General features: G+C 40.1%; 18 protein-coding genes. 13 read left to right on the top strand and 5 right to left on the bottom strand.

What is annotated here, in order from left to right:
• The first annotated feature begins 137 nt into the window (after positions 1-137).
• From AAV97_RS00850 to AAV97_RS00820, 7 genes are all read left to right on the top strand, one after another.
• Positions 138-1,928: an acyclic terpene utilization AtuA family protein gene (locus AAV97_RS00850; RefSeq protein ID WP_046759551.1), complete on the top strand. Its 1,791-nt coding sequence runs from the start codon at positions 138-140 to the stop codon at positions 1,926-1,928.
• 88 nt (positions 1,929-2,016) lie between these two features.
• Entirely contained in the window at positions 2,017-2,928 is a 912-nt protein-coding gene (locus AAV97_RS00845; RefSeq protein ID WP_005031233.1) for an SDR family oxidoreductase, read from the top strand.
• Positions 2,925-4,538 carry an acyl-CoA carboxylase subunit beta gene (locus tag AAV97_RS00840; protein WP_046759550.1) on the top strand — a complete coding sequence of 538 codons (1,614 nt, stop codon included), beginning with the start codon at positions 2,925-2,927 and terminating at the stop codon, positions 4,536-4,538. The genes AAV97_RS00845 and AAV97_RS00840 overlap by 4 nt, the downstream gene beginning before the upstream one ends.
• A 99-nt stretch (positions 4,539-4,637) precedes the next feature.
• Entirely contained in the window at positions 4,638-5,795 is a 1,158-nt protein-coding gene (locus tag AAV97_RS00835; RefSeq protein WP_004830333.1) for an acyl-CoA dehydrogenase family protein, read from the top strand.
• Between the two features lie 17 nt (positions 5,796-5,812).
• The gene (locus AAV97_RS00830) at positions 5,813-6,646 is read left to right on the top strand and encodes an enoyl-CoA hydratase/isomerase family protein (RefSeq protein ID WP_046759549.1); all 834 of its coding nucleotides are present in this window, start codon (positions 5,813-5,815) and stop codon (positions 6,644-6,646) included.
• A gap of 359 nt (positions 6,647-7,005) precedes the next feature.
• Complete coding sequence (locus tag AAV97_RS00825; protein ID WP_046759548.1) at positions 7,006-8,946, top strand: acetyl/propionyl/methylcrotonyl-CoA carboxylase subunit alpha; 1,941 nt, start codon at positions 7,006-7,008, stop codon at positions 8,944-8,946.
• A gap of 154 nt (positions 8,947-9,100) precedes the next feature.
• Positions 9,101-9,766: an RluA family pseudouridine synthase gene (locus AAV97_RS00820; protein WP_042089008.1), complete on the top strand. Its 666-nt coding sequence runs from the start codon at positions 9,101-9,103 to the stop codon at positions 9,764-9,766.
• 590 nt (positions 9,767-10,356) lie between these two features.
• Here AAV97_RS00820 and AAV97_RS00815 read toward each other — a convergent pair.
• Together AAV97_RS00815 and trhA are read right to left on the bottom strand one after the other, a co-directional pair.
• The gene (locus AAV97_RS00815) at positions 10,357-11,667 is read right to left on the bottom strand and encodes an MFS transporter (RefSeq protein ID WP_046759547.1); all 1,311 of its coding nucleotides are present in this window, start codon (positions 11,665-11,667) and stop codon (positions 10,357-10,359) included.
• 137 nt (positions 11,668-11,804) lie between these two features.
• Positions 11,805-12,449 (bottom strand): PAQR family membrane homeostasis protein TrhA, encoded by a 645-nt coding sequence (gene trhA / locus AAV97_RS00810; protein WP_005031225.1) that lies wholly within the window; start codon positions 12,447-12,449, stop codon positions 11,805-11,807.
• A gap of 101 nt (positions 12,450-12,550) precedes the next feature.
• On the opposite strand from trhA, the gene AAV97_RS00805 reads away from it, so the two are divergent.
• Positions 12,551-13,798 (top strand): class I SAM-dependent methyltransferase, encoded by a 1,248-nt coding sequence (locus AAV97_RS00805; RefSeq protein WP_046759546.1) that lies wholly within the window; start codon positions 12,551-12,553, stop codon positions 13,796-13,798.
• 148 nt (positions 13,799-13,946) lie between these two features.
• Here AAV97_RS00805 and AAV97_RS00800 read toward each other — a convergent pair whose 3' ends face one another.
• On the bottom strand, positions 13,947-14,633 hold the full coding sequence (locus tag AAV97_RS00800; protein ID WP_046759545.1) for a hypothetical protein: 687 nt from the start codon (positions 14,631-14,633) through the stop codon (positions 13,947-13,949).
• 110 nt (positions 14,634-14,743) lie between these two features.
• On the opposite strand from AAV97_RS00800, the gene AAV97_RS00795 reads away from it, so the two are divergent.
• From AAV97_RS00795 to AAV97_RS00775, 5 genes are all read left to right on the top strand, one after another.
• Positions 14,744-15,175 (top strand): GNAT family N-acetyltransferase, encoded by a 432-nt coding sequence (locus AAV97_RS00795; RefSeq protein WP_009586291.1) that lies wholly within the window; start codon positions 14,744-14,746, stop codon positions 15,173-15,175.
• 26 nt (positions 15,176-15,201) lie between these two features.
• Positions 15,202-16,119, top strand: coding sequence for a pyridoxal-phosphate dependent enzyme (locus AAV97_RS00790; protein ID WP_046759544.1), 918 nt, complete (start codon positions 15,202-15,204; stop codon positions 16,117-16,119).
• A 62-nt stretch (positions 16,120-16,181) separates the two neighbouring features.
• Positions 16,182-16,841: an HAD family hydrolase gene (locus tag AAV97_RS00785; RefSeq protein WP_046759543.1), complete on the top strand. Its 660-nt coding sequence runs from the start codon at positions 16,182-16,184 to the stop codon at positions 16,839-16,841.
• Complete coding sequence (locus tag AAV97_RS00780) at positions 16,838-17,521, top strand: hypothetical protein (protein WP_046759542.1); 684 nt, start codon at positions 16,838-16,840, stop codon at positions 17,519-17,521. Before AAV97_RS00785 ends, AAV97_RS00780 begins: the two co-directional genes overlap by 4 nt.
• A complete protein-coding gene (locus tag AAV97_RS00775) occupies positions 17,522-17,905 on the top strand; it encodes a hypothetical protein (RefSeq protein WP_046759541.1) in 384 nt (127 codons plus the stop codon).
• Between the two features lie 12 nt (positions 17,906-17,917).
• Here AAV97_RS00775 and AAV97_RS00770 read toward each other — a convergent pair whose 3' ends face one another.
• Positions 17,918-18,784, bottom strand: a complete 867-nt coding sequence (locus AAV97_RS00770; RefSeq protein WP_046759540.1) for a patatin-like phospholipase family protein — start codon at positions 18,782-18,784, stop codon at positions 17,918-17,920.
• A 7-nt stretch (positions 18,785-18,791) separates the two neighbouring features.
• Complete coding sequence (locus tag AAV97_RS00765) at positions 18,792-18,959, bottom strand: hypothetical protein (protein WP_228136490.1); 168 nt, start codon at positions 18,957-18,959, stop codon at positions 18,792-18,794.
• Positions 18,960-19,087: the final 128 nt, after the last annotated feature.

Raw genomic sequence — 19,087 nt, 5'->3', positions numbered from 1 at the left:
TTTTTTTATTGTTTGAAATGCGTTTTAACACATTTGCCAATTCAGGATAACATTTTGCACTTTACAAACCAAGCGCTTGCTTGGTAAATTGATGCATAAATTTTATTCAGAACAATCAAAACAAGATAGGTGTGAAAATGGACGATCAGCGTATTGTGAAAATTGGATGTGCCTCAGGTTTCTGGGGCGATACCAATACTGCCGCATTTCAACTGGTACATATGTCTGACATTGATTACCTTGTGTTTGATTACCTTTCTGAAATCACCATGTCAATCATGGCAAAAGCGATGATGGTCAATCCTGAGCATGGCTATGCTTTAGACTTTGTTAGTCGCGTGATGACACCATTACTTAAAAAAATCAGCGATAAAAATATTAAAGTGATCAGCAATGCAGGTGGTGTGAATCCTTTGGCTTGTCGTGATGCTTTGCAAAAAGTGATTGATGCTCAAGGCTTAAATTTAAAAATTGCTGTGGTATTGGGAGATGACTTACTCGCTCAACAGACCACTTTAAAAGCACAAAATATTCAAGAAATGTTTAGTGGAGAAAACTTACCCGATCAGCTTGCAAGTTGTAATGCCTATCTCGGTGCAATTCCAATTTGCGATGTTCTTGATCAAGGCGTAGATATTGTGATTACAGGACGGGTGGTGGACTCTGCTGTCGTACTTGCACCCTTATTGCATGAATATCAATGGTCTTTTGATGATTATGACAAACTTGCCCAAGGTGCTTTGGCTGGTCATATCATTGAGTGTGGTGCGCAATGCACAGGGGGGAATTTCACCGATTGGCGTTTGGTCCAAGGTTTTGACAATATGGGATTTCCGATTGTTGAAGTTAAATCCGATGCCTCATTCATTGTAACTAAACCCAAAGGTACAGGGGGACTGGTTTCGACTGCGACAGTTGCTGAACAAATTGTTTATGAAATCGGTAATCCTCAAGCCTATTTACTACCCGATGTCACTGCGGATTTTAGCCAAGTAAAATTACAACAACTCGAACAGGATCGGGTTTTGGTTATTGGTGCAAAAGGTCGAGCGCCCACTCAGCAATATAAGGTCAGTGCAACTTACCCAGATGGATATCGGGTGTTGGTAAGCTTTTTGATCGCAGGGCGTGAAGCACCAGAAAAAGCTCAGGTGATTGCAGATGCGATCCTTAATAAATGCGAACGTGTTTTAGCTTTACGTTCAGTGCCGCCATTTTCTGAAAAGTCTGTTGAGATATTGGGCACTGAAAGTACTTATGGGGGCAATGCAAAACCTATTCAAAGCCGTGAAGTCGTGGTCAAAATTGCAGTAAAACATATGTTTAAAGAAGCATGTCTGTTTTTTGCTTCGGAAATTGCACAAGCATCTACAGGAATGGCACCTGCACTGGCAGGCATCGTTGGCGGTCGCCCTAAAGCCTCACCCGTGATAAAACTCTTTTCATTCTTAGTGGACAAATCAACACTCAATATAGAAATAGATATTGCTGGACAGCGCCATAAAGTTGAAATTCCATCAGGTTCAAATGAACAGACCTATGATGTATTGCCTGTTGGAGACATTGCCCAATTCTCAGGTCAGGAAATAACGGTTCCTTTGGTTGAAATCGCTCATGCGCGTAGTGGAGACAAGGGTAACCATAGCAATATTGGGGTGATTGCACGTCAAGCTGAATATTTGCCTTGGATTCGTGCCAACTTGACTGAAGAAAATGTCAAAGCATATATGCAGCATGTGTTAGACCCACAAAAATCTCAAGTCATTCGTTATGAAATCCCCGGATTGAATGCGCTGAATTTTATGCTGGAAAATGCACTGGGTGGCGGTGGAATTGCCAGTTTACGTATTGATCCGCAAGGCAAAGCTTTTGCACAACAACTGTTGGATATGCCTGTCAAAATTCCTAAACATTTAAAGCCCGTATAAGTTTCTGGCAAGGTGGAATTCTTTGCCTTGATCAAGCAGAGGCTAAGGAAATAAGCAATCTAAAAGAAAACAAATTGGAAATAAAACAATGCATTATCACTCAATATTTAGATCGGATGCTTTTCAAGATAAAGTCATTATTGTGACAGGTGGTGGCTCTGGTATTGGTCGCTGTACTGCGCATGAGTTGGCATCTTTAGGTGCTCAAGTTGTTATTACTGGGCGGAAAATTGAAAAGCTCAATAAAGTAAGTCAAGAAATCATTGAAGATGGTGGGAAAGTACATCAGATCGTTTGCGATAACCGTGAAGAACAACAAGTCAAAGACATGATTGCTGAAGTGATTGAAAAATTTGGCAAACTTGATGGTCTGGTGAATAACGCAGGTGGGCAATTCCCTTCAAACTTAGAAGGTATTTCAGCCAATGGATTTGATGCCGTGGTACGCAATAACTTGCATGCCACTTTCTACTTAATGAAAGAAGCATATAACCAGTGGATGGCAAAACATGGTGGCAGTATTGTCAATATGGCAGCCGATATGTGGGGAGGCATGCCAGGGATGGGACACTCAGGTGCAGCCCGTTCTGGTGTGGATAATTTGACCAAAACAGCGGCTGTAGAATGGGGACGTTCAGGTGTTCGGGTGAACTGTGTCGCACCAGGATGGATTATCTCATCGGGAATGGATAATTATTCAGGTGATTTTGCCAAATTTATCATTCCAAGCTTGGCAGGTAATGTGCCACTCAAACGTATGGGAACAGAGTCCGAAATTTCTTCAGCAATCTGTTATTTGCTCTCAGAAGCGGCAGGTTTTATTTCTGGAGTTACACTCCGTATCGATGGAGCAGCTTCTTTAGGGACGCGTATGTATCCATTGGCGGATGCTGTGAATAGCGAATCATTCAATGGCTTCCATCGTGCTTTTATTCCAGATGTACTCAAAGAACAATTAGGCAATTCATCAAATAACTCAACAATAGGAGAAAATACATGACTGTTCTCCAATCCGAAATTGCAGTCGGCAGTGAGCAATTTGAACAGAATAAACAAGCATTATTGAATCAAATTGCTGAAGTGCGTGCAGTTCAAAATAAGAACATTGAAAAGTCTTATGCTGCCAAAGCTAAATTTGATAAAAAAGGCAAAATTTTACCACATGAGCGTGTTCGTCTAGCCTTAGATGCGGATTCCCCTTTTGTTGAGTTGTGTGGTTTAGTCGGCTACGGCATGCATGATGATAAAGATGGATCTGATGCAGGAGGGGGCATTATTTCAGGGATTGGATTTGTCAGTGGTGTTCGCTGTCTGATTTCTGCAAGTAATAGTGCGATCAAAGGTGGGACGATGTCTCCGATGGGAGTTCAAAAAACCTTACGCCTACAAGCGATTGCTTTCGAACAAAAATTACCGATGCTGACCCTGACCGAAAGTGGCGGTGCAAATCTCAACTACGCGGCTGAAGTATTTACCTATGGTGGAATGACCTTTGCCAATCAAGCCAGACTTTCTGCGGCAGGTCTACCCCAAGTTTCTGTAGTACATGGTAATGCAACAGCGGGTGGGGCATATCAACCGGGCTTATCTGATTATGTGATTGCTGTGCGCAAACAAACCGAGATGTTGCTTGCAGGTCCTCCTTTGCTTTTGGCCGCTACAGGTGAGGTTGCAACTGCTGAAGAACTCGGTGGTGCGGAAATGCATGCACAGGTTGCTGGAACGGCTGAATTCTTGGCTGAAAATGACGCTGATGGAATTCGTATTGCACGTGATGTATTTGAACATCTCAATTGGAAAGAGCAAACGCAAAAACTCAATTTAAATTATCAAGAGCCACGTTACCCTGCTGAGGAATTGCTCGGCATTATTCCTGCAAATCCCAAACAACCTTTTGATATGAAGGAAGTGATTGCACGGATTGTCGATGATTCTGATTTCTTCGAAGTGAAGCAAGAATATGATGCATTGACCGTGTGCGGTTGGGCAAAAATTGGTGGATTACACATTGGTATTATTACCAATAATGGACCGATTACTCCTCAAGGGGCAACCAAAGCCGCTCAATTCATTCATCTCTGCGAGCAAACCAAGCGTCCTTTACTGTTTTTACATAACACCACAGGTTTTATGGTTGGAACAGATGCAGAACAAAACGGCATCATCAAACATGGTTCGAAGTTGATCCAAGCAGTAGCAAATACGACGGTCCCAAAAATCTCAATTGTTGTTGCGGGGTCATATGGCGCAGGAAATTACGCCATGTGTGGTCGTCCACTGTCACCACAATTTATCTTAGCATGGCCCAACTCACATGTGGCAGTCATGGGTTCTGCTCAAGCAGGTAAGGTGCTACGGATTGTGGCTGAAGGTAAACAGAAAGCTTCAGGCATGGAGCCGAATGAACAGATGTTAGACTTTTTGGAACAAAGTACAGCCGCAAAATTAGAACAACAGTCTACCGCCTTATTCAATACCGCAATGCTTCATGATGATGGAATTATTGATCCAAGAGACACACGCAAAGTATTGATTTTTTTGCTTGAAACTATTTACGAAGCTGAACATCGAAAATTGAATCCAATACGATTTGGAGTGTCAAGGCTTTAAAAATTCCCCATTGTGGAACTCAACATATCTCACCTTTAAAAAGGAAGAATGTCCCACCTGATCAAAGAAAGGTTGGAGAAATTAGATTAAGGAAAAACAATGAAATTTACACCAGAACATGAAGCATTACGCCGTACCACACGCCAGTTTGTTGAGACCGAACTCAATCCATATATTCCGACATGGGAGGTCGAAGGGCGTTTTCCAATTCATGATGTTTTTAAAAAGCTGTCTGACTTAGGGTTATTGGGAATTTGTAAACCTGAAGAAAATGGAGGGTTGGGCTTAGATTATTCATATAACCTTGTGGTGGCTGAAGAACTTGGGCGTGCAGCTTGTGGTGGCGTACCTTTGGCGATAGGTGTGCAAACAGATATGGCAACCCCTGCTTTGGCACGTTTTGGAAGCAAAGAATTACGAGATGAATTTTTAACTCCTGCAATCGCAGGTGATTATGTTGCCTCTATAGCAGTATCAGAAGTTCATGCGGGTTCAGATGTTGCGGCAATTAAAACCACTGCTAGAAAAGACGGTGATGATTATGTCATCAATGGCAGTAAAATGTGGATTACGAACTCATTACAAGCAGATTTCTTTTGCTTACTTGCCAACACCTCTGATGACAAACCGCATGTCAACAAATCAATGATTATTGTTCCTGCAAAATCCGCAGGCATCTCATTCTCAGAACCTTTAAATAAGCTAGGCATGCGCTCAACCACCACCGCAGAAGTCTATTTTGACAATGTTCGTGTACCACAGCGTTACTTGGTGGGTGCTGAAGGCATGGGCTTTATGATGCAGATGATGCAATTTCAAGAAGAGCGTATGTGGGCGGCTGCCAATGCCATTGGTGGTTTAGAGAATGTCATTCAGCAAACCATTCAATACACCAAAGAACGTAGCACATTTGGACAACCTTTGATCAACAACCAATATGTACACTTTCGTTTTGCAGAGTTAATGACAGAAGTCGAGGCTTTACGTGCTTTAACCTATCGTGCATGTGAAATTCATATTGATGGTGGTAATGCGACTGAAATAGCGTCTATGGCAAAACTCAAAGCAGGGCGTTTAACCCGTGAAGTGGCTGACAGTTGTTTACAGTTTTGGGGTGGCAATGGCTTCATGTGGGATAACCCTGCTTCTCAACTGTATCGAGATGGGCGTTTAGGCTCAATTGGTGGAGGCGCTGATGAAATCATGCTCGGTATTATTTGTAAACTGATGGATATTTTACCGTCTAAGCGTAAATAAATAGGGAGAATATCGATATGACACTTTCAGCATCTCTAGTAGCGCAGGTATTTGATTCAAGTATAGAACTTGAGCAAGAGGGCAGTATTTTAACTTTATGGCTTAATCGATCTGACAGTCGTAATGCGATGAGTTTGAATATGGTCAAAGCGATTCAACAAGTATTCCAAGTCATCGAACAAGATTTATCAATTCGTGCGGTCATTTTACGTGGTAAAGGTGGGCATTTTTGTGCAGGTGGTGACATTAAAGATATGGCACAACTGCGTGGCGAGGCAATGAATCTAGGCTCTCATCAACCCTATGTCGATTTTAATCGTCAATTTGGACATATGATTCAACAAGTTGATCAAGCTCCACAAACCGTAGTTGCTGTATTAGAAGGCGCAGTGTTGGGTGGTGGTTTTGGTTTGGCTTGCGTTTCAGATATTGCAATCAGCCTTGCGGATGCCAAATTTGGTTTACCTGAAACTGGTTTAGGGGTGATTCCTGCGCAGATCGCACCTTTTGTAGTCAAGCGAATTGGCTTAACACAAGCACGTCGTTTGGCGCTGTTGGGATCACGTTTTGAAGGTCATACCGCCTTGAAAGTTGGTGTGGTACATGAAGTCGTCGAGAATGAAAAAGCATTGGAAGTGTTATTGGTTGAAACTATTCAGCAAATTAAACGGACTGCGCCACAAGCCTCTCGTATGACCAAAGCATTATTGCATCGAACCTTAAATGAGCCTTTAACGGCACTTTTGGATGATGCTGCACAGCAATTTGCGCAGGCTGTCGGTGGAGAGGAAGGCATGGAAGGGACTATGGCATTTATACAAAAACGAGAACCGAATTGGTTTGATAGATAGCCAAGACATTAGGATAGATTTTAAGTGGGCGACTTATCATTAGGGGCTGTTGACATTTCATAAATGGCTTGCGTTGTAGGTTAAAATTGAGCAGGCAAGGCATGAAACGAAGAGAATAACGAGTTTATTTTCAAGTTTCATAACATAGTCTGAGATAATTTTAGCCACAACCCTTCGGGACTAGTGTGTTTTTTGCCGATTCGTTGTTACGAACTACTTATTTAGAATGACTAAATTTCGTATTTCGTGCCTAGAATCGCCTAAAAAACACACCTAGTCGCAAACATAGACGAATTGTCAACAGACCCTAACATACAGATAATCAACGCAATAGAATATAAAAAACAGGAAAAACGAGAATGGCATTTTCAAAAATATTGGTGGCGAATCGTGGTGAAATTGCTGTTCGCGTAATGAAAACAGCAAAAGCAATGGGCTATCAAACAGTCGCTGTGTATTCAGATGCAGATCGTCATGCACGGCATGTACAGCTTGCAGATGAAGCTGTCTATATCGGTGCGTCAAAGGTTTCAGCATCCTATCTTTCTATAGATAATATTATCGAAGCATGTCAAAAAACAGGAGCAGATGCCGTACATCCCGGTTATGGTTTTCTTTCTGAAAATACTGACTTTGCCGCAGCGTGTGCTGAAAATAAGATTACTTTTATCGGACCGCCTGCTTCCGCGATTGAATTGATGGGAAGTAAACGACTTTCAAAGATTGCCATGATTCAGGCAGGTGTGCCTTGTGTGCCTGGCTATGGAGGTGATCAGCAAGATATAGACTACTTAGAACAACAAGCCAATCAAATTGGCTATCCATTGATGGTCAAAGCATCCGCAGGGGGCGGTGGGAGAGGCATGCGTCTGGTTCAACAATCAGCCGATATTGTCGAAGCCTTAAAAACAGCACGTTCTGAAGCTGAAAATGCATTTGGTTCAGGTGAGCTCATTCTTGAAAAAGCGGTGATTGCCCCTCGTCATGTTGAAATTCAGGTTTTTGGCGATACACATGGCAATTATGTCTATCTGTTTGAACGTGATTGTTCGATTCAACGCCGTCATCAAAAGGTGGTTGAGGAAGCACCTTGTCCAGTCATGACTGAAAGCTTACGCCAACAAATGGGGGAGGCTGCTGTAGCCGCAGCAAAATCTTGTAATTATGTCGGGGCGGGAACAGTCGAATTTTTATTGGATCAATCGGGTGAATTTTACTTCTTGGAAATGAATACACGTTTGCAAGTTGAGCATCCCGTAACTGAGTTGATTACTGGACTAGATCTCGTGGAATGGCAACTCCGTGTTGCCAATCGAGAAATCCTACCACTTCAGCAATCTGAGTTGAGCTTAACAGGACATGCAATCGAAGTTCGTTTATATGCAGAAGATCCTCGTCAGGATTTTTTACCTCAAACCGGGCGAATATACCGTTGGCAAGCTGCGGAGCTGCCTCATGTACGCATTGATCATGGTTTACTCGAGCAGGATGAAATTAGCCCTTTTTATGATCCAATGGTGGCGAAAGTCATTGCCTATGGTAAAACCAGACAAGATGCTATTCGGCTGTTGGCGCGTGCTGTAGATGACTGTGTTCTTTTGGGAGTAAACAGCAATAAACAGTTTTTGGTAAATTTGCTTAGACATCCGATCATTGTCAAAGGTGATACCAACACGGCGTTTATTCAAGAGCATTTTCAAACGGATCCAAGTCTACATCCGCAAACATTAGCTTTAGAGCATTTGGCTGTCGCAGCAGCACTATTCACCAATGCTTCCACTCAAAGCAGTTGGAATACAGGGATTGCTTTATCTTTACCGTTGAAATTGAAACATGACGATCAGCACATAGAGGTACTGGTAAAACGTGATCAAAACTTAGTGGGTGTTGAAATTTGTGGACAGACCTTTGACATCCACTTGATTGAGCAAAATGCACAACAACTGATTTATGAAATACATTCGGTACGTCGTTTAGTCGACTATGTCTTAGATGGAAATCGATTATATTTAGATGCCGTAAATGGCAATATTGCGGTTGAAAATGTTACTTATGCACCACCAGAAAGTACAGATATTGTTGGGGATGGTAAAATCCGTGCTCCAATGGATGGTGCAATCATCAATATTCTTGTCAATCCTGGAGATACTGTTTCTAAAGGGCAGACTTTATTGATTTTAGAAGCAATGAAAATACAACAGCAGATTAAATCTGATGTGGATGGTGTGGTTGAAGAGGTCGTGGGGCAGGTTGGGCAACAGGTGAAAAAACGACAGCTGGTTTTAAATATTCAGGCTTGAGCTGTTTTAGGTTGAATGATGTTAGTTTGATATAAAACTTCAATATCGTAGGAGATTGAAGTTTTATTTTTGCAAAGTAATCTCTTTGTTGTTCCCTTGACAGCTTTTCAGTCTGTTGCTATTTTTCGGCAATTCTTATCAACACACAATCCACATGCCCATTGATGATGGCTTTGTTTATCAGCCACCTTTAGACCCACTCGAAATTATTTTTGAAGATGATGATTTTGTCGCCATTCATAAACCTGCAGGTTTGTTATCTGTTCCTGGACGTTTAGCTGAACATCATGACAGTGCTTACTTTCGAATATTAGCACTATATCCAAATGCCAAAATCACGCATCGTCTGGATATGGCAACTTCAGGCATTTTGCTTTTTGCTAAGCATCGTGATGCTGAAGTAGCAGCCAGTAAAATGTTTCAAGCAAGAACAGTTAAAAAGAATTATATTGCTTTGGTCCAAGGTGAAATCAATAGTAATGGTCAAGTTGATGTGCCACTCATTACTGATTGGGAGAATCGTCCCCGTCAGATTGTGCATTTTGAATTGGGAAAACCTGCACAAACTTTGTTTGAATCAGTAAGCTATGATGCTGAAAAAGATATCAGCCGAGTATTACTCACTCCGATTACAGGACGCTCACATCAATTACGCGTACATATGCAATATATCGGACATCCGATTATTCGAGATAAGCTGTATCATCCTGAACCCTTCAATACTGATTTAACTCGTATGGCGCTACACGCAAGTTATTTATCATTTATGCAGCCGTTTACCAATCAGCTTGTGGAAATCGTCTCTAAGCCAGATTTTTAGCCACATTAAATTAACGTGAATTCGATGCAATTAAATCTTCAACCCATTGAAAGATAATAAATCTATGTGGATTTTTCTGGATTTTCATCCGATTTTGGATGAGGAGCGGAGCTCCGCAAGGGTTCGCCATACTTGTTTTGGCATGAGGAGCAAAGCTCCGTAAGCGCCACCATCAATATAGTTTCATTTCTCTTGATCAATAAAATTAAGGCGATCAATAGATTGTTTGATGATCTAAAGCTGCACTGCCACGCTTTAGTGCTAAAGTTTAAATTCTTTTGCGTAAGCGATGCCTCACTTTTCAGAAATGAAAAGTGACAAAAATCTTTCGTTGAGCGAGGGGTACATCCTTTACCCCCGCTCAACATGGCGACATCCATGTCACCTCACGATAGCAAGACCATCAATGATTCAAAAAGTACAAAATAAATGAACCATCCAAATCACTTGTATGAGTAATCAGGCGGTTTGACTGTATCACCTTTCATCAAGAATTTTTATCGAACTCAGGTTAAATTAAATTTGACTAAGCTCAAAAAATCAATGAAAAAGCCTGCAAAATTGCAGGCTTCTTTGATCTTATCGCGCGATTAAACTTGGTTGTTTACATCATCATTTTTAGTTTCACGAATTGCCAAGAATGCCAAAAGCGAAAGAATAGATGCAGCTGTTAAGTAGTAACCAACAGCTTGTAAACCGTACTTGGTCGCAAGCTCTGTTGCGATTAAAGGAGCAAATGATGCACCTAGAATACCCGCCAAGTTAAAGGTTAATGCTGACCCTGTATAACGAACAGAAATCGGAAAGATTTCAGATAAAACAGTCCCAATCGGTCCATATGTCATGCCCATTAGTGCTAAACCTACACATAAGAACAAGAACACAATCACTGTACTACCTGACTCAAGCATACTTGCAAACACTAAACCAAACAGTGCTGAGGCAACACATACCCCGATTGAGGTTGCTCTACGTCCAAATTTCTCAGCAAATACAGCCGACAGTGGAATAAAGGCAGCAAAACAAAGAGTCGCAACAAGTTGCATTTCTAAGAATTGTGCACGAGAGTAACCCAGTTGTTTGGTTCCCCAGTTGAGCGCAAATACAGTGGTCAGATAGAACACAACGAAAGTACAAACCGCTGCAATTGTGCCAAGGAATAACATTTTATAATGTTTGGTCACAACTTCTTTAAACGGGACATTTACTTCTTTTTGCTTGTTCAATACTTTTTGGAAAGCAGGAGTTTCATGCAGTTTTAAGCGAATATATAAACCGACAATCACCAATGCAGCACTTGCAAGAAATGGAATACGCCAGCCCCATTGCATAAAGTCTGTTTCAGACATTAATGCGCCAAGACCAAGAAAAGAACCTGTTGCAAGAATAAAACCGATCGGCGCACCTAGCTGTGGGAACATCCCATACCAAGCACGTTTGCCTTCAGGCGCATTTTCAGTAGCAAGTAATACAGCACCTGACCATTCACCACCCAGACCTAAACCTTGACCTAAACGGCAGAGAGCAAGTAACAGTGGAGCAGCAATACCAATTTGAGCATAAGTTGGAAGCAGACCAATACACACTGTTGAAATACCCATAGTCAACAAGGCTGCGACCAGTGTTGCTTTACGACCAATACGATCACCTAAGTGACCAAACACAGCAGCACCAATTGGACGTGCAATAAATGCAATGGCAAATGTCGCGAGTGATTGAATGGTTGCCGTCATCGGATCTGTACTTGCTGGAAAGAACAAGTGTGGAAAAATCAGGACTGCGGCAGTGGCATAGATATAAAAATCGAAGAACTCGATTGTTGTGCCGACAAGACTTGCGAAAAGAACGCGAGTTTTTGAATTTGTTTGAATTTCTGGAGTAGCAATAGTTGATGACGCCATGGTGAACCTTACACTTTTAAAAGTAAAACGAGTCTTTAAAGCGTAATCTTTTTAAAAAAGGCGTAATTTCTTAAAAAAACAACGAGATCAACTCAAATCCACTCCATCAGGGTCACTGAATTTTGAGTGTCTATGAATTAAATGACGTAAAGATAGATTGCAAGGAAATGTGATCCTGCACCGATCAGAACAAATATATGCCAAATAGCATGTGTGTATCTTACGCTTTTTAAGGCATAAAACAATGCGCCTATTGTATATGCTAAACCGCCAATGACCAATAATTTTAATGCTTCTGGTCGCAAAAACTGTTGCATATCATCCATAACGAGCACAGCAAGCCATCCCATAATTAAATAGGCAGCCAAGGAAATCTTTTCAAAACGATGGATGAATATTAACTTGAATAGTGTTCCAATAGCAGCGATCACCCAAAGTGCAATCAGTAAGTAATGAGCTTTAGCTGTTGGAATTGCAATCGCCAAAAATGGTGTATATGTTCCGGCGATTAAATAATAAATCGCCGTATGGTCAAGTTTTTTATACCAATGTCGCTTTTTTTCATCGACAGCAAAGTGGTAAATTGCTGAACTTGAGAATAATAGAATCATACTCAATCCATAAACAACCAACCCAAAAAATTGCCATCCGTGTAGATCATGTCCCTTAATCAGCATAAATACAGTCGCAATTGCAGCCAAAATTGCACCAAATGCATGACTCAAAGCATTGATACGTTCTTCGTGTGCGGCATAAGTATGAATCATTTGATCATTCGACATTAGATTTTATGACCTTAAAAATACACTTGTATAGTAATGCAGTTTTACCTTTAAAGTAAGACGTTTTAAAATAGGTAACTTAATTAATACGAGTTTTGATCATGTCTGATGTCGCGAGTTTATCTGTGCAAGAACAACAGTTTTTTGATAGCGTACAGCAAGCTATTGATAATCAAAATTTAGATCGTTTAATTTTAAGTCAGTATAAAGGTGAATTGACAGATTTGGAGAAAATGACCTTTCGAGTCATCCAATTACAACAAGAGTCTGTTTTGAGTTGTTTATATCGTTATAAAACCAATGATATTACAAAAAACTATCCTTTATCCGATGCTTTAAGCACGATTCAGCAGTTGGCAGAACAGTGTAAACAAGCCAATTTATTTACCGATGAAGCAGAGATACAGCTTAAAAAGAATAAGAAGAAAGCCTTACTCACAGTGAGCAAAAACAAAGCGGGCAAATCCTCTAAAACCGAACAGCAAGCACACGACCGTAGTAAACAGCGTTTTGTCGATCAACAGAGTTATTTCCTACAACCGCTTGGAATTACCGATGCCAATGCACAAGTGATTCCAAGCATGGCACGTAAATGGAAGCAGATTAATAAATTTATTGAAATTTTCTCAGGGGCATTGACCCAGATACTGCCACAAGAACTACGCGACCAGACACAATCTCAAGCACAGCCATTAAAGGTGGTAGATTTTGGTTCAGGCAAGGGGTATTTGACCTTTGCTTTGTATGATTATTTGGCTAAACATCATCAAACTGCTGATGTGACGGGGGTAGAGCTGAATGATAAAATGGTGAAGTTCTGCCAAGATGTGGCAAAAGCCTCAGGTTTTGAGCAATTGGACTTTTTCCAAGGGGACGTAAGAACCTATCATCCTTCACATCTGGATGTGATGATTGCCCTACATGCCTGTGATGTTGCAACGGACTTTGCGATTCATACGGGGATTCGTTTAAATGCACAAATGATCATGTGCGCGCCGTGCTGCCATAAAGAATTACGTCCACAGTTGAAAAGTCCACAAGTTTTACAACCGATGTTGCAGTTTGGTATTCACGCTGGACAACAGGCAGAGATGTTAACAGATACGATTCGTGCTTTATTACTCAAAGCCTATGGCTATGAAACCAAAGTTTTTGAGTTTGTTGCTTTGGAACATACCAGTAAAAATAAAATGATTTTGGCAACGAAACGTAAAGATTTTGTTGAACCAGACCCTGCCGTTCTGGCACAGATTCAAGCCTTGAAAACCATGTATGGCATTCACAAGCAATCCTTGGAATTGTTGCTGAATAATCAATGGGATCAACAAGGTATTGGAGAAAAGTGCTGATTAGAGCATAGCTGAGAAGTGGATTGATTTTGTACAGATTGAAACACCCGATACTTTCTATGGGCTAGGCGTAAGTTTATACGCTTAACCCATAGTGACCTGATATTTAGATACAATCAAATACCAAGATCAGGTCAAAGTTTACATGCTATTCTTGGTTGGTTTTATTGAGTTCAGCTTCTGCTTCACCTGCTGTTTTTTGAGCAACAGTATCAGGGAAATATTGTGGATTATCCATTTCTGGAATCAATTGTCCGTCTATCTTATGAATCAAGATACTGGTTGCGAATACTTCACGTGGTGCTTTATTGATGAGATCAGTTAAAAAGTCTGTACCTTTCGCAACGGATTTTGCTTCACTGTCTTTACTGTCTCGTACAGGCATTTGAATATTATCAAAATTAATGACCGGAACTTTACAGCTTAATGGAACTTGAAAATTGTCATTATTTTCAATGATCTTGCCGCTTTGTTGACAGCTTTTATATGCAGAGCCTTGCGCTTTTAAGTGACGTTCAAATGCAGGCGCAACAATTTTAAAGTCATCAGCATTGAACTGTTCTTTAAGAATCTCCTTCATTTGTTGAGATGCCGTTAATTGCTTTTCAGCACTTTCATCACTGTTCTTTTTTGCTTCAGCTTCTGAAATACCTGCCATTGCCGCAGCCATTTTTATATTGAGTTGGTCTTGGTGATCTTCTTGAGAAAATAATCCGATCATACTTTGTGTGATCACTTTGACACGATCTAGTTCGGATGCTTTAGCGTAAATACTTTGAGTGGAGAGTAAAATTGCGCTATAAAGAAATACTTTAAATTTTTGATTTAGAAACATAATTATTCTACAAGTTTTGTTAAGTAAGTGATAATGAATGCATTGTCAGTATACAGTAGCATAATTTGAAACAATCAATGATCAATTTATTGGGTATTAGGATTTAACAAATGAGTCGATTTGAAATTCAATCAGGACCTTGGAGCCAACTTCAACACGATGCACAATTGATTCGTAGAAAGGTTTTTATTGAAGAACAAAATATCAGTGAAGCGGAAGAATGGGATGATCAAGATGCTGTTTCATTGCATTTTGTCATGTATGAGCAGAATCAACCCATTGCAACTGCGCGGTTATTACAAAATGACAGTATTGGGCGTGTTGCGGTATTAAAAACATACCGTGGTGCAGGGATCGGTAAGCTGCTTATGCAATATATTATTGATGTTGCAAAACAGGAAAGTAGAACTGTACTTAAACTATCTGCGCAAGTCTATGCGACAAAATTTTATGAGAACTTGGGTTTTCAATTACAAGGTGAAACATATCTGGATTGTGGAATCCCACATATCGATATGTACCAAAATTTAAAAAATAGTTGAAATCAAGTAAGAGAATATCATCATCAATGCTCAGTATAAAAACCCCGTTAATACAGTCACTCGTTTTAAGTCAACTCAATCAATGTCAGGTATGGCTAAAAATGGAGGCTTTACAACCTGCTGCTTCTTTTAAACAGCGAAGTATTAGTTATGCTTGTCAAAAATATTTTGAGCAAGGCGCTCAGCGATTTGTCAGCTCTTCAGGGGGAAATGCAGGTTTAGCGGTTGCTTATACAGGACGACAACTCGGTGTTCCTGTAACAGTCATTGTTCCTGAGACTACAGCACAACGCGCTCGAGAGTTAATTGCTCAACAAGGCGCTGAAGTGATTGTACATGGTGCTTCATGGGGTGAAGCGAATGCATTAGCACAGTCTTTATTAACACAAAACGATGTTTTTATTCACCCTTTTGATGACCCACTGTTATGGGAAGGTATAATCCCAATGATTGATGAAGTGATTGCTGAGGGGGTTATACCTGATGCCGTCGTTTTATCAGTTGGTGGTGGAAGCCTACTTTCCGGTGTGGTTGCTGGTTTAAATAAACATGGGCTAGGGCATGTTCCAGTTTATGCTGTTGAGACACAGGGCACAGCATCTTTAAATGCATCAATGATAGCTCAACAGCATGTTGCGTTGGATTGTGTAAGCGGTATAGCGACCACTTTGGCTGCAAAAAAAGTCTGTCAAAATGCATTTGAACTGAGTCAACAATTTGATATACACAGTCGAATTGTTTCAGATCAAGAGGCTGTCAACGCATGTCTAAAGTTTGTTGATGATCATCGTCTTTTGGTTGAACCCGCATGTGGCGCAACACTATCTGTACTTTATGATCAAAAAATTCAGTTTAAATTATCTGATCAGGTTTTGGTTATAGTCTGTGGTGGAGCAGGTATCACCTTAGAGACATTACAAGGATTTAATGGATTAGCTGATTGAATCAGGCATAAACCTTAGATATTTTTTGAATGGAATATTTTGATTATTGAGTAGACGATAAAATGATACAAGCTGTATTATTTGATTTAGATCAAACACTTTTAGATCGAACTTCCTCACTTGTGCAATTTTTAAATTGGCAACTCAATACATTAACCCTTGTTCCACTGTCACAACAGCAAAACTTTATTCAACGTTTTATTGCTCTCGATGCGAATGGTGCTGTGTGGAAAGACAAAGTTTATGCACAACTCATTCAAGAGTTTCAGATTTCCAAATATACAACACAAGATTTGCTCGCGAGTTATATTCAAGATTTTAACGAGTTTTGTGTGGCTTTTCAAAGTGTTGATTCGGTACTTGATCAATTGGTTAAGACTAATTTTTCGCTTGGGCTCATTTCTAATGGTCGGAGCCCATTTCAAGAGCGTAATTTTCAGGCATTAGGATTAGAGAAGCTTTTCTCTAGCATTATCGTTTCAGAAGCCGTTGGGTTAAGAAAGCCTGATCCCAAAATTTTCCTGTTGGCGTGTCACCAACTTGAACTTTTGCCTGAGCAATGTATTTTCGTGGGTGATAATGAAGTTGTTGATATTGTGGGGGCAAAATCTGTCGGTATGCAGACCATTTTATTTGACCCAGAACAAAAAGTAATATCGACACAAGCAGATCATCGTGTAAAGTCTTTTCAAGATATATTTAGTATTTTAAAAATAAAATGAACAGATTATATAAGCATGGCATGGTACAACTTCAGGTTTTATTTTTATTTGGAGTCGTATTTCAATTCAGTGTATTTACACATGCCGAAACACAGCAATCAGCACCATTACCTTATGAGGTGCAGGTGGAAACAAAGCCAAAAATTTATGACCCAGCGACACAGTCGCGGATTCGAGTCTATCGAAAGGGTGCGACAAAAACTTTAATTCAACATTCATTTGATTGTGAAGGAAGAAAAGCTGGGATACGGGATTACTTAAGTGGAAATGGTGCATTATCTGCGCTAAAAGCGTACGCGAGAATCACTTTTAATATCGAAGAAGGGATGCCACGTAGTGCAATGCAGAAAGAAGCTGAAAGCAATGCGATGCGAACCTATCAACTGATTTCCTATAAAGAGTTTATCTTAAATGCAGATCAACCAGTGAATTTATATGGTTTTGTATTTGGAGCGACTGATTCATCTCGGACAAAAGCACAAGTGATTGATCAATGTGTGGATGCTGTTGCTTCTTTTAGACCTCAGGCTGGGCATGATTACGAAATTTTAGGTCAATATCAAAATAACCAATGCCAATTTCAAGTCTTTGATCTCAAAACCAATGCTCAAATCTCAGTTTCTGACAAACTTTATACTTGCCCTGAAAAGTCATGGAAGTTTTGGAAAAAGGACCATTAGATGAAGTGTTTGATTCATATTTTTGGGTTGATGTTGACTGTGACTGTTCCTAATTTTACTTGGGCATCTTATGTCAACCACTGCTTATTGAGTGCTAAAGTCTTAGATGTTAAAGCCCTAACAATAGCTAACATTAACAATCAGCACCAAGATAAGCTTGTTAAAAGTCAATTGTTTATCAACATAAAAGTGCTTAAAGCAGAAAAGCATGGAAGAGCGGATAGTGGATGTCAAACATTCGTCAATCAAACCATGAAAATAAAAATTGAACATCCACTTCCAGTGACTTTAAGAAAAGGTCAAATCATTGAGATAGAAAGTATCACCAAAGATGCATTTCCTCGTGAAGGGTATGACACAACATACTTGTTGAAGACAAACTAAACTAAAAAGACTTTATGCTTGTTTGGAAAATTTTTCCCAATCTTCGATGGCTTTGCGACCACAATCCAAGCCAACTTCATAGGTATATTGCAATTTTCGTTTATCCTTGCATAAACGACCAGCTAACATTTTATTGTCAGGTGGACAAACTTCTAAAATACCTTGCTGATTATTTTGACGCATAAAATCGACAGTTGCGTTGTAACGTTGGCAACGTTGCTTAAGACTATCTGAAAATCCAGCATATTGATTCATCAAATATTTGGCAAAAAATTGGTCTGCTTTACTACTGGCTTTGAAATAACTTTGGGTTCGAGTACGTATAACCAATAGGTTCTTAATATTACTTTGCTGAGCTGCCCATTGCACTGGAAGAGCATCTGCGACACCACCATCAAAATAAGGCTCACCAAAAATATCAACAGCTTTCCTTGTAAGATAGGGAATAGAGCTTGAAGCACGTAATCCGTCAATAATATTGTCTTTGCCTGCGCGTAAATATTCGGCATGACCAGATCGAGCATGGGTTAAGACCATGTAAAAATCAGGATTTTGTGCAAATAGCGTGTTTTGATCTAAAGGGTTTTCCTTTTCAACAGTATCCCACATCCACTGCATATCTAATAAATCACCGCCTTTAAAAAAACGACCATAGCGGATAAATTCAGGACGCAGTGAATGGTCGAGGTATAGTTCAATATTGCGACCGTGTTGCTTGGCAAGATAATTAGCAAGATTGGTTGAACCTGATGAAACACCCACAAATAGATCAAATGGATTGAAGTTTTGTTGTAGAAAAGCATCGAGTACGCCACAGGTAAAAGCGCCACGCATACCTCCCCCTTCTACAACAAGGGCATTACGTAAATTAGTCATCATTGATTACTTAACGAGAAGATTCTGTATGGCTATCATTATGAGGCATATTTTTCATTTGTTGATCAGACATTTGCTTATCATCGTTTGAGTGTTCAGATTCTGTGTGTGCTGTTGTATAAGAGCTTACTTTGTTTTGTTGACTCGGCATGTAATCAGGTTCATTACTGACAGCCATATAGAAAAACAATAGGAAAAGACAACTAAAAATCGTAGGGTAATCCCCACTCAAAATAATTGAATTCAAAAGTAGAAAATCGAACAATACTGTTCAAGGAGATTTTTTATGAAAACATCTAAATATTA

Origin of the sequence: Acinetobacter sp. Ag2 (genome assembly GCF_001005515.1) — a bacterium.
Lineage (GTDB): Bacteria > Pseudomonadota > Gammaproteobacteria > Pseudomonadales > Moraxellaceae > Acinetobacter > Acinetobacter bereziniae.
Note: the sequence above shows the minus strand (reverse complement) of the source record. Positions and strands in the feature narration are given on the sequence as shown.

Excerpts from the sequence above, each read along its gene's own strand:
- AAV97_RS00850 (WP_046759551.1), top strand. The coding sequence starts at position 138 with ATGGACGATCAGCGTATTGTGAAAATTGGATGTGCCTCAGGTTTCTGG.
- AAV97_RS00845 (WP_005031233.1), top strand. The coding sequence starts at position 2,017 with ATGCATTATCACTCAATATTTAGATCGGATGCTTTTCAAGATAAAGTC.
- AAV97_RS00840 (WP_046759550.1), top strand. The coding sequence starts at position 2,925 with ATGACTGTTCTCCAATCCGAAATTGCAGTCGGCAGTGAGCAATTTGAA.
- AAV97_RS00835 (WP_004830333.1), top strand. The coding sequence starts at position 4,638 with ATGAAATTTACACCAGAACATGAAGCATTACGCCGTACCACACGCCAG.
- AAV97_RS00830 (WP_046759549.1), top strand. The coding sequence starts at position 5,813 with ATGACACTTTCAGCATCTCTAGTAGCGCAGGTATTTGATTCAAGTATA.
- AAV97_RS00825 (WP_046759548.1), top strand. The coding sequence starts at position 7,006 with ATGGCATTTTCAAAAATATTGGTGGCGAATCGTGGTGAAATTGCTGTT.
- AAV97_RS00820 (WP_042089008.1), top strand. The coding sequence starts at position 9,101 with ATGCCCATTGATGATGGCTTTGTTTATCAGCCACCTTTAGACCCACTC.
- AAV97_RS00815 (WP_046759547.1), bottom strand. The coding sequence starts at position 11,667 with ATGGCGTCATCAACTATTGCTACTCCAGAAATTCAAACAAATTCAAAA.
- trhA (WP_005031225.1), bottom strand. The coding sequence starts at position 12,449 with ATGTCGAATGATCAAATGATTCATACTTATGCCGCACACGAAGAACGT.
- AAV97_RS00805 (WP_046759546.1), top strand. The coding sequence starts at position 12,551 with ATGTCTGATGTCGCGAGTTTATCTGTGCAAGAACAACAGTTTTTTGAT.
- AAV97_RS00800 (WP_046759545.1), bottom strand. The coding sequence starts at position 14,633 with ATGTTTCTAAATCAAAAATTTAAAGTATTTCTTTATAGCGCAATTTTA.
- AAV97_RS00795 (WP_009586291.1), top strand. The coding sequence starts at position 14,744 with ATGAGTCGATTTGAAATTCAATCAGGACCTTGGAGCCAACTTCAACAC.
- AAV97_RS00790 (WP_046759544.1), top strand. The coding sequence starts at position 15,202 with ATGCTCAGTATAAAAACCCCGTTAATACAGTCACTCGTTTTAAGTCAA.
- AAV97_RS00785 (WP_046759543.1), top strand. The coding sequence starts at position 16,182 with ATGATACAAGCTGTATTATTTGATTTAGATCAAACACTTTTAGATCGA.
- AAV97_RS00780 (WP_046759542.1), top strand. The coding sequence starts at position 16,838 with ATGAACAGATTATATAAGCATGGCATGGTACAACTTCAGGTTTTATTT.
- AAV97_RS00775 (WP_046759541.1), top strand. The coding sequence starts at position 17,522 with ATGAAGTGTTTGATTCATATTTTTGGGTTGATGTTGACTGTGACTGTT.
- AAV97_RS00770 (WP_046759540.1), bottom strand. The coding sequence starts at position 18,784 with ATGATGACTAATTTACGTAATGCCCTTGTTGTAGAAGGGGGAGGTATG.
- AAV97_RS00765 (WP_228136490.1), bottom strand. The coding sequence starts at position 18,959 with ATGGCTGTCAGTAATGAACCTGATTACATGCCGAGTCAACAAAACAAA.